At 64.9% G+C, this 14,417-nt stretch carries 16 protein-coding genes and 2 tRNA genes; 10 read left to right on the top strand and 8 right to left on the bottom strand.

From position 1 onward, the window contains the following. Positions 1-40: 40 nt before the first annotated feature. Together QA609_RS12075 and QA609_RS12070 are read left to right on the top strand one after the other, a co-directional pair. Positions 41-1,141, top strand: coding sequence for an aminopeptidase (locus QA609_RS12075; RefSeq protein WP_278302859.1), 1,101 nt, complete (start codon positions 41-43; stop codon positions 1,139-1,141). Positions 1,142-1,414: 273 nt separating this feature from the next. Then, the gene (locus QA609_RS12070; protein ID WP_278302858.1) at positions 1,415-2,032 is read left to right on the top strand and encodes a DUF309 domain-containing protein; all 618 of its coding nucleotides are present in this window, start codon (positions 1,415-1,417) and stop codon (positions 2,030-2,032) included. Here the strand turns inward: QA609_RS12070 and azf are convergent, their stop codons facing one another. After that, positions 2,033-2,791 (bottom strand): NAD-dependent glucose-6-phosphate dehydrogenase Azf, encoded by a 759-nt coding sequence (gene azf, locus QA609_RS12065; protein WP_278302857.1) that lies wholly within the window; start codon positions 2,789-2,791, stop codon positions 2,033-2,035. It lies immediately after the preceding gene. 108 nt (positions 2,792-2,899) lie between these two features. On the opposite strand from azf, the gene QA609_RS12060 reads away from it, so the two are divergent. Both QA609_RS12060 and QA609_RS12055 read left to right on the top strand, forming a co-directional pair. After that, on the top strand, positions 2,900-3,262 hold the full coding sequence (locus QA609_RS12060) for a dihydroneopterin aldolase family protein (protein ID WP_278302856.1): 363 nt from the start codon (positions 2,900-2,902) through the stop codon (positions 3,260-3,262). A gap of 129 nt (positions 3,263-3,391) precedes the next feature. Next, positions 3,392-3,904, top strand: a complete 513-nt coding sequence (locus tag QA609_RS12055) for a DUF5790 family protein (RefSeq protein ID WP_278302855.1) — start codon at positions 3,392-3,394, stop codon at positions 3,902-3,904. 23 nt (positions 3,905-3,927) lie between these two features. On the opposite strand, the gene QA609_RS12050 is transcribed toward QA609_RS12055, so the two are convergent. Next, positions 3,928-4,665: a creatininase family protein gene (locus QA609_RS12050; RefSeq protein WP_278302854.1), complete on the bottom strand. Its 738-nt coding sequence runs from the start codon at positions 4,663-4,665 to the stop codon at positions 3,928-3,930. A gap of 141 nt (positions 4,666-4,806) precedes the next feature. Here QA609_RS12050 and QA609_RS12045 point away from each other — a divergent pair, with 141 nt between their 5' ends. Continuing rightward, a complete protein-coding gene (locus QA609_RS12045) occupies positions 4,807-5,151 on the top strand; it encodes a hypothetical protein (RefSeq protein WP_278302853.1) in 345 nt (114 codons plus the stop codon). Here QA609_RS12045 and QA609_RS12040 read toward each other — a convergent pair. Both QA609_RS12040 and QA609_RS12035 read right to left on the bottom strand, forming a co-directional pair. After that, positions 5,148-7,094, bottom strand: coding sequence for an ABC transporter ATP-binding protein (locus QA609_RS12040; protein WP_278302852.1), 1,947 nt, complete (start codon positions 7,092-7,094; stop codon positions 5,148-5,150). The genes QA609_RS12045 and QA609_RS12040 overlap by 4 nt on opposite strands. A 58-nt stretch (positions 7,095-7,152) precedes the next feature. After that, positions 7,153-7,647, bottom strand: a complete 495-nt coding sequence (locus QA609_RS12035; protein ID WP_278302851.1) for a DUF192 domain-containing protein — start codon at positions 7,645-7,647, stop codon at positions 7,153-7,155. 61 nt (positions 7,648-7,708) lie between these two features. Here QA609_RS12035 and QA609_RS12030 point away from each other — a divergent pair. After that, a tRNA-Val gene (locus QA609_RS12030) sits at positions 7,709-7,782 on the top strand. 498 nt (positions 7,783-8,280) lie between these two features. Here the strand turns inward: QA609_RS12030 and QA609_RS12025 are convergent. After that, the gene (locus tag QA609_RS12025; RefSeq protein WP_278302850.1) at positions 8,281-8,727 is read right to left on the bottom strand and encodes a hypothetical protein; all 447 of its coding nucleotides are present in this window, start codon (positions 8,725-8,727) and stop codon (positions 8,281-8,283) included. Between the two features lie 210 nt (positions 8,728-8,937). On the opposite strand from QA609_RS12025, the gene QA609_RS12020 reads away from it, so the two are divergent. Both QA609_RS12020 and QA609_RS12015 read left to right on the top strand, forming a co-directional pair. Beyond that, positions 8,938-9,011: transfer RNA gene (locus QA609_RS12020), tRNA-Phe, on the top strand. A 594-nt stretch (positions 9,012-9,605) separates the two neighbouring features. Next, the gene (locus QA609_RS12015) at positions 9,606-10,709 is read left to right on the top strand and encodes a Vms1/Ankzf1 family peptidyl-tRNA hydrolase (protein ID WP_278302849.1); all 1,104 of its coding nucleotides are present in this window, start codon (positions 9,606-9,608) and stop codon (positions 10,707-10,709) included. Positions 10,710-10,851: 142 nt separating this feature from the next. Here the strand turns inward: QA609_RS12015 and nthA are convergent, their stop codons facing one another. The 3 genes from nthA to QA609_RS12000 form a co-directional block, all read right to left on the bottom strand. After that, positions 10,852-11,862, bottom strand: a complete 1,011-nt coding sequence (gene nthA / locus QA609_RS12010) for a nitrile hydratase subunit alpha (RefSeq protein ID WP_278302848.1) — start codon at positions 11,860-11,862, stop codon at positions 10,852-10,854. Beyond that, positions 11,855-12,574 (bottom strand): nitrile hydratase subunit beta, encoded by a 720-nt coding sequence (nthB, locus tag QA609_RS12005; RefSeq protein WP_278302847.1) that lies wholly within the window; start codon positions 12,572-12,574, stop codon positions 11,855-11,857. Before nthB ends, nthA begins: the two co-directional genes overlap by 8 nt. Positions 12,575-12,763: 189 nt before the next feature. Continuing rightward, positions 12,764-12,931 (bottom strand): hypothetical protein, encoded by a 168-nt coding sequence (locus QA609_RS12000; protein WP_278302846.1) that lies wholly within the window; start codon positions 12,929-12,931, stop codon positions 12,764-12,766. A 135-nt stretch (positions 12,932-13,066) separates the two neighbouring features. Between QA609_RS12000 and QA609_RS11995 the strand changes: the two genes are divergently transcribed. Together QA609_RS11995 and QA609_RS11990 are read left to right on the top strand one after the other, a co-directional pair. After that, positions 13,067-13,456: a hypothetical protein gene (locus QA609_RS11995; RefSeq protein ID WP_278302845.1), complete on the top strand. Its 390-nt coding sequence runs from the start codon at positions 13,067-13,069 to the stop codon at positions 13,454-13,456. A 62-nt stretch (positions 13,457-13,518) separates the two neighbouring features. Beyond that, positions 13,519-13,911, top strand: coding sequence for a cupin domain-containing protein (locus tag QA609_RS11990; protein ID WP_278302844.1), 393 nt, complete (start codon positions 13,519-13,521; stop codon positions 13,909-13,911). Positions 13,912-14,417 lie beyond the last annotated feature (506 nt).

Here is a 14,417-nt window from a genome sequence, read left to right as displayed (position 1 = left end):
GAACGGGGGGATTTAGTAGCCCGCGATCCAGCCTCGGGGTATGGACGAACGCACCCGCGAACATGCCGCGGTGCTGGTCGAGTGGAGTGCCCGCGTCGAGGCCGGCGACGACGTCGTGCTCTCGGTCGGCCCGGACGCCCACGAACTGGCGGTCGCGGTCGCCGAAGAGCTGGGCGAACGCGGTGCGAACCTACTCGCGACGTACGACTCCGGCGAGATCACGCGCGCGTATCTCCAGGCTCACGACGACGAGTTCGAGGCGCCGACCCACGAGCGGGCGCTGCTCGAGGAGACCGACGTCTACCTCTCGCTGGGCGGCGGACGGAACACGAGCGCGACGGCGGACGTCCCCGGCGAGACTCGCCAGGCCTACCGCAGCGCGCGGACGGCGGTTCGCGAGGCGCGATACGACACGCGCTGGGTGTCGACCGTGCATCCGACCCGGTCGCTCGCCCAGCAGGCCAACATGAGTTACGAGGCGTACCGCGAATTCGCCTACAACGCGATCCTCCGGGACTGGGAATCGCTTGCCGAGGAGATGGAGCGACTCAAGGAGTTGCTCGACGAGGGATCGGAGGTCCGGCTGGTCTCGCCAGGGACCGACCTCACGATGCGGATCGACGGCCGAACCGCCGTCAACAGTGCGGCCTCCGTCGCCTACGACTCCCACAACCTTCCCAGCGGCGAGGTCTTTACGGCGCCGTACGGCACCGAGGGCGAGGTCACCTTCGACGTTCCGATGACGATCCGTGGGGAACCGGTCAGAAACGTTCGTCTCGAGTTCGCCGACGGGGAAGTCATCGACCACGACGCCGAGCAAGGTGCGTCGGTTATCGAGGCTGTCCTCGAGACCGACGACGGTGCTCGGCGACTTGGCGAACTCGGCGTCGGAATGAACCGCGGAATCGACCGCTACACGGACAACATCCTCTTCGACGAGAAGATGGGCGAGACAGTTCACCTCGCCGTCGGCCGGGCCTACGACGCCTGTCTTCCCGACGGCGAGTCGGGTAACGACTCGGCCGTCCACGTCGATCTGATCGCCGACGTCTCCGAGGACTCTCGTCTCGAGATCGACGGCGAGATCGTCCAGCGAAACGGCAGTTTCCGCTGGGAGGACGGGTTCGAGGAGGGCCGGTAGCGCGGGTATAGTTTCCTGTTATCGGTCGTTAGGTATCCATTAGCATCGTTACCGCCGTCAGATCGGGGCAGAAGCAACTGCATAATAAATACCTCCACTAACGTTCGATTCGAGTACCGCCATAACCGGTGGCGGCAGTAACCGGTTGGGGCGACCGCTGCACGTCCCGATCTCCGCTTGTCACAGTTGTCTGCCCGCCCCGCCGGAGGCGGAACGTATCCGGCAACTCACCGCTTTCGTGACGTTGACACCGCTCGAGAGCCAACGCTGTGTATGCGCAATCGGCTCCGGGCCGGCGTCGCGATCTACAACAGTGGCTACTATCACGCGGCACACGACGCCTGGGAAGAGCACTGGCTCGAACTCGAGGCCGGAACCGACGACGAGTTGCTGCTCCACGGGTTGATCCAGTACACCGCAGCCGTCTACCACGCTCGTAACCGCAACTGGGAGGGAGCGACCGGGCTTGCCGAGAGCGCCCTCGAGTACCTGTCGGGGCTGCCGGCCGACTACCGGGACGTTCGGCTCGAGCCGATCCGGCGTACGCTGGAGGCGCTCGCGGGCGACCCGTCGGTCCTCGAGCGTCGGTCGCCGCCGCCGATCGAACACGAGGGACGAACGCCGGGGCTGGCCGATCTGGATCTCGATACGACGGCGCTCGCCGCGGCCGTCCTCGCCGAAGAACTCGGCTTCGATCCGGAACCCGTCGATCGCGCCCGGACGTACGCACGACGGGACCTGAAGGCGGGCGACGACGACAGCCGATTTATTTCGCTGCTGTTCGACTTCGTGCGCGAGGACGACCACCGCGGACTCGTCTACCGGCGATTGTCCCAACACGCCGAGCGGCGGCAGGCTCGAGAGGCGGACGTCGACGGACTGTTCGAGTAGCTACGCGGACGGATCGTCGTCGTGGTATGCGGAGTTGTCCCGCGGTTCGTAGCCCAGAACGTCGCGGGCGCGATCGATCGAGTAGTACTTGCGGTCGTTATCGGAGATGCCGTAGACGATCTCGTAGTCGTACTCGGCCCGGATACAGCGATCGAACAGGTGTGCACAGTCGCGGTAGGAGAGCCACATCGCCTGGCCGCGTTCGTAGTCGATCGGCGGGTGGCCCTCGGTGAGGTTTCCGATCCGAACACAGACGACCGAGAGCCCGTACTCGTCGTGGTAGTACCGGCCGAGGGACTCGCCGGCGGCCTTCGAGACGCCGTAGAGGTTACCCGGCCGCGGCAACTCGGTGCCGTCGAGCAGGTAGTCGTCGTGGGGTTGGTACATTTCGGGCGTGCGGGCCTCGGTTTCGTACGCCCCGACGGCGTGGTTCGACGAGGCGAACGCGACCTTCTCGACGCCCGCGTTCGCCGCGGCCTCGAACACGGTCTGGGTACCGTCGATGTTGTTCGTCAGGACACTGTCCCACGGCGCCTCCGGGCGCGGATCGCCCGCGAGGTGGATCACGACGTCGATTCCCTCCATCGCCTCGCGAACCGTCTCCTCGTCGGTGATGTCGCCGACGACGAACTCGCCTGGATGGTCGTCCGTCGGCGGGTCGCGATCCATCAGCCGCCACTCGTGCTCGTCGGCGAGGTCGCCCAGGACTGCCTGTCCGACTCGCCCCGCAGCCCCCGTCAGCAGGACCGACTGTGCCATTCGTTCGGTGTGAGGGAAAGCGTCGATAAGTAACGTGCGGTTCGCACCCGTCGCTCGCCCCACGGCGCTACCGCAACCCCCTTCTCGCCCGCGCCCGTCCCATCTCGTATGGCAGATTCGACCCCGACGAACGCTGAGGCCGCGTGTTTCGAGGCCGGCATCAAGTTCGGATCGCTGTACCACCAGTTCGCCGGGACGCCGGTGTCCCCCGAGAGCGCAGCCAGTCTCGAGACGGCTATCGAGGAGTCGATCGAGAACCAGCCCCACTGTGCGGACGTGACCGTCGAGGTCCAGCGCGAGGAACTGACGGCCGAACTCGCCGAATCGACCGCCGACTACACGGAGCTGACGGGCCGATTCCTCGAGGTCGAGATCGTCGTCGACTGCGAGGGCCAGGAGGTTGTCACCCGGATGGCGATGGAGGACGGGTATCCGCTGATGAAACTCGAGTCGGTTCGCGACACCACCTGATCCCGCCGCGTTCGGAGGACCTTCCTTTCGAAATTCGGCCGCCGTTTCGCCGGTACCGACCCACCAGCCCCCGTTTTCACTTTCACTTTCGGGCTACCTTTTAAACGCGGCGCCGGTGAAGTGGACGATATGAGTCAAGCGACGCTCGGTGACGACGAGGAACTGTTCGGCGAAGCGGCCAGCGAGATGCGCGAGGACGTCGAGTCCTCGCTCGAGCAGGCCTGGAGCGAGCTGCCGGCGGCCGACGAGGTCTGGGAGACCGACGCCGACAACGCGTTGGGCGTGCTCAACGGGCTCAAATCCGCACTCGACGCCGGCGACGCCGAGGCTCATCTTCGGGACGCAAAGAAGTGGTACACGATGGGCCAGCGCGCCGACGCCTTCGAGGACGCCGACGACCTCGAGGCCGAGATCGAGGATCTCGAGGAGACGATCGCCGACGTCTCCGCGGCCGGCGAGCAGGTCGGGGACCTCGCCTCGACGATCCCGGCGCTTCGCGGCGCGCTCCAGGAGGCCGAAACCGAGTCCGACGCGGAGGCCGACGACGAGAGCGAGGCGAGCGACGAGGCGGACGACGAGGGCAGTGGGGACGATGCCGACGAGACGACTGCGGACGACGACGAAGACGAGACCGAGGAGTGATCGTCGCCGCCACTCGTCGTTCTCTACCGACGCTCGGGTCGCGAGACGTCACGCTCGGCGACGGCCTCGAGGAGCCGATCTAAGGCGTCGGCGGCTAGTTCGAGCAGTTCCTCGCCACGCCGCTCGTCGCCGTCGGTCGGATCACCGACGACGCCGTTGTCGGTGAACTCCGCCGAATCGTACGCCAGGTTCGCGTAGCTGGTCCACTCCCCCCAGCCGTCGGCGCCACCGTCGCGAGCGTCCTCGAGTCGGTCCTCGTGGACGAGATCCGGGTCGAGGTGGCGAACCAGGGCCGTCTCGAGGGGACCGCCGTGACCCATGTCGCTCGAGTGGTCGCCGACGGCCTCGAACCAGGTGAACGGAACGGTGTAGGCCTCGCCGCTTCGCGTCAGCCGACCGCCGACCTCCCGGAGCGCGTCGATGTTTCCGCCGTGTCCGTTCACGAGGACGACGCGATCGAAGCCGTGGTGTGCGAGACTCGCGACCGACTCTCGGACGTAGCTTCGAAAGGTGTCCTCGGAAACCCACATCGTTCCGGGAAACTGCCGGTGTTCCTCGGCGATCCCCACGGGAATCGCGGGCGCCCGGACGACCTCGCGATCGGTCCGTTCGAGCGCTGCGTCGGCTACCGCTTCGGCGGTCAGCACGTCGGTTCCGAGCGGGGCGTGCGGGCCGTGCTGCTCGGTGCTGCCGACGGGAACGACCGCGAGATCGGTCTCGAGCTCCCGTACCTCCGTCCACGTCGCCTCCGAGAGATGCATACCGAACCGAACCGAGCGTATGGCCATGAAACTCCCGGTGACGGAAGCGCGGAGCCGGTCTCGAGCGCGATGACGACCGGCAAACTGCCGTGGCGTACGCAGGGTTAACTTGTTTGCAGCGCGTGGCGGTACTGTTCGAGTATGACCGACGATAGCCGCGAACTCGGAGTCGACCTGAGTGACGTCGAGGAAGATATCCAGAGCCTCGACTACCCGATCGAACAGGACGAACTCCTCGAGGAGTACGGTGACGAGGAAGTCGACATGGGCGAGGAGTCCGCGACCCTCGAGGAACTGCTCGAGCCGCTCAACGAGGACGAGTACGGCTCCTATGACGAGGTCGAGCAGGCGATCATGAACATGGTCGGCGACGACGCGATCGGACGGAAGAACTACAGCGACCGAACGCCTCCGGCAGCGGGCGAGCAGCGCCAGGACGAGGGCGGTCCGGATCAGGACGGCCAGAGCGAGCAGGAGTCGTTCTAGTCGTCGTCCGCGTCGACGTCGACCTCGGTGCGGGCCTGCCGACGCTGGGCCCGCTCGATGAATTCTTGCGGTAGTTCGTCGATCTCGCCGGCCTGCACGCCCCAGAGGTGTGCGTACAGACCGTCACTCGCGAGCAGTTCCTCGTGAGTGCCCCGCTCGGCGATCTCGCCGCCCTCCAGGACGACGATCTGGTCGGCGTCCTTGATCGTCGAGAGGCGGTGGGCGATGGCGAACGTGGTCCGCTCTTCCGTCAGTTCGTCGAGCGAGCGCTGGATGAGCATCTCGGTCTCGGTGTCGACGTCGCTGGTCGCCTCGTCGAGGATCAGGATCTCCGGATCCTTCAGGATCGAGCGAGCGATGGCGACCCGCTGGCGCTGGCCACCCGAGAGCTTGACGCCCCGTTCGCCGACCATCGTGTCGTAGCCGTCGGGGAGGTTCTGAATGAACTCGTGGGCCTCGGCGGCCTTCGCGGCCGTAACGATCTCCTCGCGGTCGGCCTCGAAGGTGCCGTAGGTGATGTTCTCCTCGACGCTGCCGTAAAACAGGAACGAGTCCTGGCCGACGTACCCCATCGATCGGCGCAGACTCGCCAGGGAGACGTTCCTGATGTCCTGATCGTCGATCCGGATCGCGCCGTCGTCGACGTCGTACAACCGGAGCAGCAGTTTGAGCACGGTCGACTTCCCAGCCCCCGTCGGCCCGACCAGCGCGACGGTCTCGCCACCCTCGGCGTCGATGCTGATCTCGTCGATGATGCGCTCGCTGTCGTCGTAGCCGAAGACGACGTCGTCGTACTCGACGCTGCCCTCTCGTACCTCGAGTTCGTCGGCGTCCTCGTCGCGCTCGATGCGTCCCTCCTCGTCCATCAGCCCGAAGATGCGCTCGCTCGAGGCCTCCGCGCGCTGATACATGTTGATCACCTGGCCGAACTGCGCCATCGGCCAGACGAGCTGCTGGGTGTAGAGGATGAAGGCGACGAAGGTCCCGGTTTGGAGCGTTCCCGTAAGCGGTCCGGGCCCAGTTCCGGTGAAGACCCAGTAGCCGCCGATGAGGAAGGTGAGGACGAAGCCGATCCCCGAGATCAGCTGCAGGCTGGGGAAGAACTTGATCCGCAGGTCGATCGCCTCCCAGTTCGTGTCGTAGTACTTCTCCGAGACATCCTCGACGCGGTCGGACTCGAACGCCTCGGTGTTCGAGGACTTGATGACCCCGATCCCGCCGAGGTTGTTCTCGAGCCGAGAGTTGACCTTGCCGACCGACGATCGCACCGCGGCGTACTTCGGCTGGATCTTCTTGACGAACACATAGGTGAAGATCGCGATCAACGGAACTGGGGTCAGCGATACCAGCGCCAGCTGCGGGTTGAGCCAGAACAGCAGGAACGTGATTCCGACGACCATCACGATCAGCCGGGTCGCCGAGTTCATCCCCTCGTTGAGAAACCGCTCGAGCTGGTTGACGTCGTTGCTCAGTACGGACATCATCTCGCCAGTCTGCTTGTTCGCGAAGAACTCCATGTCCAGGCGCTGCATCTTGTCGTAGGTCGCGGTCCGGACGTCGTGTTGGACGTGCTGGGAGAAGGCGTTGAACCCCCAGTTTCGCAGCCAGTGAAACAGCGCCCCCAGCGCGAACGAGCCCGCGATGACGACGACGACGAACCAGAACTGCTCCTCGGGCGTCGTCGGGAGCCACGTATCCGGGAGCACCGACAGCGGAACCTGCTCGGAGAAGACGGCGTCGTTGAAGATCGCGTCGATCGCGACCGCCAGCATCAGGGCGGGCAGCAGATCCAGCGCCCGGGCGAGGACGCTCGAGACGAGACCGATCGTCACGGAGAACCAGTAGGGACGACCGAAATCGAAGATCAACCGGCGCATCGGGCTCTCGACCTGCTCCCGTTGTTCCTCGAAGGGGTCGTCTTTCTCCCAGTCGACGCTACTCATTGCCTTCGTCTCCGTGACCGCCGCCAATAAGCGTTCCCTACGAATCGAAACACGTCGCTCAGTCGTCGGAGCCGATCTCGACCTCGTCACCGGGTTCGATCCCGTTCTCGTCGGCGTAACCGATCGGAACCTCGAGGACCCACCGTGCATCGCCGGTGTACTCCTGGTCCGCGCCATCCTCGTCGGGGCCGGGCTCGGGGGCGTTGTGGATCGTCGTGATCTCGCGATCGGTGCCGACGAAGACGATATCGATGCCGAAGTCCATATTCCGCATTACGTAGGTTCGTTCGTCCTCGCTCCCGTGGACGAACAGCATCCCCTCGCCGTCCTCGAGCGAGTCGTGATCGCTCAGGCCGGTGTAGCGCTCGCCCGGCGTGTCCGCGATCTCGGCGTCGATCGTCGCCTTCGGCTCGCCGTCCGAACCGAGGACCCGAACCTCGGTTCGGTCGTCGCTCCAGGGGGCTCCCACCACGCCGAGCTGGACGAGCGTCAGCGCGACGACGCCGAGCGCCGCGACGACGAGCAGCCCCTTCCAAACCCGCTCGAGAGCCATGCCCTCTGCTCCGACTCGAGAAAGTAAAGGTTATTCGGACGGGGCCACTGAGTTCGGGTGCGGGCTCGTGGTCTAGCTGGTTATGACGCGGCCTTTACAAGGCCGAGGTCGGTGGTTCGAACCCGCCCGAGCCCACTTCCTGCTGCGATCAACTCCGCGAGCAGCAGGACCGTGACGTGAGGGCGGTTCGAATTAGACAAGACGCGCGCAGCGAAGCGAGCACGTCTTGGCGTAGTTCGAACCTGCTCGAGTTCACGTTTTTCCACTAACGAGTGCGCGAGCGGTAGAAGTCCACCGCCAGTGGCGGTTCGACGGAGACGACACCGAGCGAAGCAGACAACGACGTAGCTGAACGTGCTCGAGTCCACGTCCTGTGGCTCGAGGAGCCGCCCCGGTGGACTCGTTTCCGCAGTAGGCGGTCGTCCACATCGGATCCCGACTCGCCTCGAGCCGGCGACTCGAACGCCGCTGGCTGCCGAGAGAGCGTCGAAACCGACTCCCCTATTCTCGAAACACGAGTGGGGGACTCCGGATCCGAAACGAGGAAAACAGTCAGACTGCGGGATCGGAACGAGATCTCCGGCGCTCGTAGCCAAGGATTAGCCGGAGTAGCGCGGACATAGGATCGGGAAGTCAGTGCTTGAGCCGGGCGACGTTCTCCCGGATCTGGCCAAGGATTCCCTCGCCGGTGTCGGCGTCGAGCGCCGCGTAGAGCGTCGAATCCTCGGGTTCGTCCTTGACGACGACCCGGAGGTATGGCTCGAGCTGTTCGAAGTTGTCCGAGAGGACGACGGTGTGGTTCTCCTCGTCGTGGTCGACGACGCCCGCGTCTGCGAGCTTCGGCACGTGGCACTGTACCGAGGAGACGTACACGCTCTTGTACTCGTTTTTCGCGACCTCGTCGGGCGGAACGTCGTGTTCCCAGCCGGCGACCTGCTCGGCGACCTTCGAGAGCTCGATCGGTCCCTCTCGACCCCGGAGCGCGTACAGGAGGTACCGTCGCCGACGGTTTGCCAGCAACTCGAGAATCGTGTCTGCTGACAGTTCTTGGGCGTCCCGATCCGAGCCAAGCGCTTCCATAACACACAGTTACCCGCCGGAGCGGAAAAGGGTGTCTTGAATATCCGAAAAACCAATACACAGTGGTAAACGGATGGTATACTCGGTATTATTCTCTCCATTACTGTTCGTTCTTTTCTCTCGAGTCGAATCAGGTAGACGAAATCGTCGACCGACTCGCTCGAAACGATTCGAAATCCTTTTTTATATCATGGGCGGAGATAGGGGTAAGCCGCCTTAGCTCAGACTGGGAGAGCACTCGACTGAAGATCGAGCTGTCCCCGGTTCAAATCCGGGAGGCGGCATGTTTCAAACCCGCGAGCGTAGCGAGCGGGTGGGGAAACTGGCGCCGAACGGATTCTGAATCCTGGAAGTCACAGCCCGCACAGTCGAGCGGAGCGAGGCGAGCAGGAAAGTCTTCCTCCGGTTCAAATCCGGGAGGCGGCATCCCGATTTTACGCGATTCTCACTCGAGAAGCTACCGCACTCGACTGAAGATCGAGCAGTCCCCGTTCCCGCGAGCACGGCGAGCAGGAAGTCGAAAGACGAGCGCAGCGAAGTCTTTCGGAAGTTCAAATCCGGGAGGCGGCATTTCTCTCGCGAACAATCCGTGAGCGAGAGAAATCTATCCGAGCAGATTTGAACTAGACTGAGGTCCTGCGAGTAACGCGAGCAGGTTCTCAGGCGTAGTTCACAATCCGGGAGGCGGCGCCTGGGTTTCGCGTGCTTCTCACTCGAATAGGTGTTACTACAGCTGTCGGCTCGAGCGAAAACTGAGCCGTCCATCAACCGATCCGAGCGAGACTGGCTGTTGCTGCCGATATCGCGGGTTAGTGGCCTCCTGAGTCCGTTCATGGCCAAGATACTTACTCCGGCCACGGCTACGATGTGGTCCCTTGATGTCCGACGATACCACGTTTTCTGAGCGATTCCAAACGATCTCGAACGCGGATGCTGACGGTGAGCAGCTCGTTTCGGTTTCGGTTCCGCCGGCGGAATCGATCGATGAAATGCGCCAACGAGTCGAAGAGGACCACGCCGAGGCGGAGTACCTGAACGACCGCGAAGAGGTCCGAAAGCCACTCAAACAGGCACTAGCCGAGACACGGCGGATCCTCCACGAGTACGACGAAACGCCCGAGAACGGTCTCGCAGTCTACGTCGGCACTATCGGCGACGACCTCGTCGAGGTCGTCTTCGACGACCCGCCGGCTCCGGTCGGCGATCGAACCTACGGCTATGCCAACGAGTTCGATACGACGCCCCTGGAGCCCAGCGCGAGCGGCACGGCGACTCACGGGCTGTTGATCGTCGCTCGCGAGAGCGCGACGCTCGGTCGCTACGACGGAGAGACGATCGAACAGGTCGAATCGATCGAAAGCGACGTTCCGAGCAAGCAAGACGCCACGGGTCGCGACGAGGATCGGTTCCAGGGGCGGAGCGAAGAGCGCCGAACGGAGTTCTTCGACTCGGTCGGCGACGCCGTCGAACGAGTTTTCCTCGACTCTCCTCCGGAAGGAGAAGAGCCTGCCAGTCACGACGTCGAAGGGCTGTTGCTCGGCGGGAGCGAAGTCACCGCCGAACGGTTCCACGACGGCGATCACCTGCCCGAGGCCCTCGCAGACGAGGTTCTCGGCCCGTTCAACGTGGAGTACGCCGCCGAGACGGGACTTCGTCAGCTCGTGGACGCGGCCGAGGCGGCGGGCGCGCTCGAGGCGACCGACGCGCGCGAGGCGCTCGACCGATTCTTCGACGCGCTCGACGAGGAGGACGAACATGCGGCGGGCGGGATCGAAGACGTCGAGGAAGCGCTCGAGTACGGCGCCGTCGAGACACTGTTGCTCGCCGAGTCACTCTCCGCGGAGGAGGTCCAGACCCTCGAGGCCCGGGCCGAAGAAGAGGGAGCTAGCACTGTCGTCGTCCCGACGGGACTCGATCGCGCCGAGCAGCTCCAGGAAGCCTTCGATGGCGTCGGTGCGCTCCTTCGGTTCCCGATCGAGTGACGCCCCGTCGGCTGGCTCGAGTGCGCTCGACTGACGATCGAGTGGTCTCCGATCTGTGACCGAAGCGAGACGATCGCTTTCTTCGTTTTACAGACCGGAGAGACTTTTTGCCGCGAGCAGGGGCCGATCGGTTCGCTTCCGCTCAGTGCACGCGGCTACCGCCGACGAACTCCTCGGCGGTTCGCTCGCCGGACGCGAACTCGGCCGCTCGCGCGTCGACCGTTTCCGCGTCGAGGTCAGTCTGGGTGACGAGCAGCCGCTCCAGTGCTGCTTGCCACTGCTCGTAGTACGTCCGTTCGGTCGCGTCGGCGTCCCCGCAGTCGACGCCGTCGGCATCGGCGGCCGTCGCCTCGACCTCATCGATCAATCGCTCCTGGAACGCCGACCAGTCGAACCCCGACCCGTTCTCGTACAGCGCGACCGTCACTCCGAACGCGCGTGCCTGCCACGGAGCGACGAACGTCGGCTCCGTCTCGAGGCCGAGCAGCTCCGCGAACGGCGCGTCGCTCTCGTCGCTGCCGCCGTCGGTCACCGTTTCGGCGGACGCCGACGAGGACGCATCGAGTCGCTCGACGCCGATCATCGCGTCTCGAGTGACGAGGTCGGCGAGCTCGGCCTCGTCGTACCCCGCCGTCCCGTCGGGACGTTGCGGGAGCACCATGTACCGGATCTCCGAACTCGAGTCCCAGACGTCGACGGTGACGTCCTCGTCGAGCTCGAGACCGAACTCGGCGAGGACGGACCGCGGCTCCCGGACCATCCGCGATCGGTACGACGGCGTCTTGTACCACGTCGGCGGCAGACCGAGCAACGACCACGGGTAACAGGAACAGAGCGTGCAGACGACCGCGTTGTGTACGTCGTCGGTGTTCTTTTTCACCTCGATGTGTTGCATCCCGACGTCGAAATCGAACGAGGCGAGTGCGGCCTCCGTGTCGGCGAGTAATCGACGCTCGAACTCGGGGTCGGTCCAGGCCCGGGCGACGACGCGGGCACCGTTCTGTGGGCCGACGTCCCGCTCGTACGCGGAGATGGCCTCGTCGACCGCGTCCGTCGAGACGATCCCCTTCTCGACGAGCAGCGACTGGATCGCCCGGACGCGAGGCCGCGGGTCCGTGGCCGTTTCGTCGTCGTGGTCGTGACCGTCACTCATCGACGTCACCCCCGGCGGATCGCAGGTACGGTTCCCAGAGGTCGACGTGGACCGTGTCGTCGGGGTTCTCGGCGTCGGGGCCCCACAGCTCGGTCGCCTCGAACGCGACGGTGTACAGCGGTTCGGCGCAGTCCTCTCCCTGGACCCTCGCGTCGGGGAAGACGTGTCGGCCGTGGACCTCCCGCACCACGCCGGACGTGCGCCGAACGTACCGCGGACAGCGCGTGTGCCCCTCCGGATGAGCGTTCCGGACCCGGACGCGGTCTCCTTCGGCGAACGACGGTTCCCCACCCGGTCTGTCGAACGACGCGGATCGCGCGAACGCCTCCCGGACCCGGGCGGCGAGTTCGGGGTCCTCGCGTTCGGGGACGAGGTCGCTCGGCTCATCGAGGTCGCGAGCACGTTCGTAAGCGGCCTCGATCTCCGCCGCAGTGAGCACGTCTTTTTCGACGAGATTGCGCTCGAGACTGGCCAGCCACCGCTCGAAGTACGACGCCGAGAGGTACTCCGCCGGGGGCATTCGTTCGATCCCGTATCGGCTCTCGTCGATGTTGTACACGCCTTGCGGACGCACCGTTCGAACCAACTCAAAGACGATCCGTTCCCACTCCGCATGAAACCGGGCGTCGTCCCCGACGGGAACGCGACCGAATCCGTGCATCCCACCCATATCGTGGACGCCGTTCATGACGGTCGTGTTAGCGACACCCATGCAAGTAGCTTTGCCCTCGTGTGGTTCCCCTGTTCGAGGAACGGTCGACGTGACCGATCGGTTCACACCTGTTGGCGGTTTCCGTTTTCGTGCGATCGACGTGTAACGCTCACCAGTCGTCGCGTCGACGGTCCGAGGCGGTACTCGCGTGTGGGCTTTTGGCTCGAGCCGCGGTCGTGGCGTGGCTGGCTACCCTCCGACGAACACCGTCTTCAGGCGGGTTCCACAGTCCGGACAGCAGAGTGTCTGCCACCGCGTCGGATCGAGACCGCCCATCGTCTCCGTTCGGATCGCGTCCTCGCGGTCGACTACGGTAGCACAGGTCGAACATTCGAGGCCGTCCTCGGAACTGGGCATCGACACCGACTACGCTCCCGTCCACGGTAGGTGTTACTTCCAACGGGCGGGGGCTGTCCTGCAGATCGGTCCTGCTCAGACGCTGGGAGTGATGCAAGCCCAAAGCTGGTGACAGCTGCGGACGTCGACGTACCCATGTCCGACGACCAGTCGCTCGAAACCGACGAAGCGCCCATTAGCGACGACGTCCTCGAGCGGACCACCGACCGCTCGGACGCTGACGCGGAGGCGATCGCCGACGCCCTCGTCGTTCTCCACTCGACGTTGATCGGCCGCCACGCCGAGCTCGAGCGAGAGCACGACTACGCTACCGTCGACGGAACGCGAGCGTACCGCGTTTCGGCGGACGTCTGGGACGAGCTGCTCGCAGATTTCGAGTTCGACGACGAGATCGCGACAGCGGTCGCCTCCGCTCACACCGAACAGGCCCGGCTCGTCTTTGTCGACGCCGTCGACGTCGACGAGCGCTTTGCGGACGACGATCGCGGGGTCGTGGTCAGCATCGACACCGCCGAGGAGTTCTGATTCCCGTTTTGTCTCGACCGGAAACATATACGCTTATTTCCGGAGGAACGAGACCACTTCGCATGCCACGCGACTACGATCGATCGGAGATCCCGGCCGTCTACGACCTCGAGAGCGTCGAACCCTACCGCGACGAGCCCGGCTTCCAGCAGGTGGTCTTTCGGGGGATCGACCAGCTGATCGGCTTCTCGCAGATCGGTCCCGAGAAACCCGACGGCGAGCCCCACACCCACCCCTACGAGCAGATGAACATGCTCGTCGAGGGCCGGCTCGACTTCCTCGTCGACGGCGAACGGGTCGAACTCGAGCCTTACGACACGCTGGCGATCCCGCCCGAGGTGCCCCACACCTCGCGGGCGCTCGAGGGCGAGACGGCGACGCTGCTTGCCTTCTGGCCGCTGCGGGAGGACCGGCTCGAGGGCACGGCGTATCAGCGGGAGTTTCCCGAACTGTAGTTCGGAGCGTTGTCCACTCCCGATACGCGCGACCGAGCGGTTCCCCGCTCGCTGTCCAACCGATACAATCGAGGCGAACCCTTTCGAATTGGATGCCTAGGTTCCCGTAGCGCTCGCGACCCTCTCGTTTCGTTCGGACTGACCGGTTTCGAGAGCTGTACGGCCTCGTAATCCGATCTCGACTTCCTGCAAGCGACTCCGACTCGCATACGGGCTGGCGGTTCCCTGGAGGTCGGCGTCGACGGCTACGTCGACGACAGCCTCGAGAGCGACGGCGAGATCAGACTCGAGCGCGGTACCGTCGTCGACGGCGATCTCGAGACGGCCCGTGGGATCGACCTCGCGGGATCTGTCGAAGTCGACGGTGACGTCGACGCCGTCGAGACCGTTTCGATCGGCTCCGGGTCGACGGTTGGCGGCGTCGAGACGGCCGGGGAGCTGCTGGCTGACGATGGCGTCTCGTTCGAGGACAGCGTCGACGCAACCGGAACGATCGAGGTCGGCGA

Origin of the sequence: Natronococcus sp. A-GB7 (assembly GCF_029688865.1) — an archaeon.
Lineage (GTDB): Archaea > Halobacteriota > Halobacteria > Halobacteriales > Natrialbaceae > Natronococcus.
The sequence above is the reverse complement of the archived record's forward strand: the minus strand, read 5'-3'. Positions and strand labels throughout refer to the sequence as shown.

Bases quoted from the DNA above. Each gene is read 5' to 3' on its own strand.
- nthB (WP_278302847.1), bottom strand. From the start codon at position 12,574: ATGGGTGTCGCTAACACGACCGTCATGAACGGCGTCCACGATATGGGT.
- QA609_RS12000 (WP_278302846.1), bottom strand. From the start codon at position 12,931: ATGCCCAGTTCCGAGGACGGCCTCGAATGTTCGACCTGTGCTACCGTA.
- QA609_RS11990 (WP_278302844.1), top strand. From the start codon at position 13,519: ATGCCACGCGACTACGATCGATCGGAGATCCCGGCCGTCTACGACCTC.
- azf (WP_278302857.1), bottom strand. From the start codon at position 2,791: ATGGCACAGTCGGTCCTGCTGACGGGGGCTGCGGGGCGAGTCGGACAG.
- QA609_RS12055 (WP_278302855.1), top strand. From the start codon at position 3,392: ATGAGTCAAGCGACGCTCGGTGACGACGAGGAACTGTTCGGCGAAGCG.
- QA609_RS12075 (WP_278302859.1), top strand. From the start codon at position 41: ATGGACGAACGCACCCGCGAACATGCCGCGGTGCTGGTCGAGTGGAGT.
- QA609_RS12070 (WP_278302858.1), top strand. From the start codon at position 1,415: ATGCGCAATCGGCTCCGGGCCGGCGTCGCGATCTACAACAGTGGCTAC.
- QA609_RS12040 (WP_278302852.1), bottom strand. From the start codon at position 7,094: ATGAGTAGCGTCGACTGGGAGAAAGACGACCCCTTCGAGGAACAACGG.
- QA609_RS12035 (WP_278302851.1), bottom strand. From the start codon at position 7,647: ATGGCTCTCGAGCGGGTTTGGAAGGGGCTGCTCGTCGTCGCGGCGCTC.
- nthA (WP_278302848.1), bottom strand. From the start codon at position 11,862: ATGAGTGACGGTCACGACCACGACGACGAAACGGCCACGGACCCGCGG.
- QA609_RS12015 (WP_278302849.1), top strand. From the start codon at position 9,606: ATGTCCGACGATACCACGTTTTCTGAGCGATTCCAAACGATCTCGAAC.
- QA609_RS12045 (WP_278302853.1), top strand. From the start codon at position 4,807: ATGACCGACGATAGCCGCGAACTCGGAGTCGACCTGAGTGACGTCGAG.
- QA609_RS12050 (WP_278302854.1), bottom strand. From the start codon at position 4,665: ATGCATCTCTCGGAGGCGACGTGGACGGAGGTACGGGAGCTCGAGACC.
- QA609_RS11995 (WP_278302845.1), top strand. From the start codon at position 13,067: ATGTCCGACGACCAGTCGCTCGAAACCGACGAAGCGCCCATTAGCGAC.
- QA609_RS12025 (WP_278302850.1), bottom strand. From the start codon at position 8,727: ATGGAAGCGCTTGGCTCGGATCGGGACGCCCAAGAACTGTCAGCAGAC.
- QA609_RS12060 (WP_278302856.1), top strand. From the start codon at position 2,900: ATGGCAGATTCGACCCCGACGAACGCTGAGGCCGCGTGTTTCGAGGCC.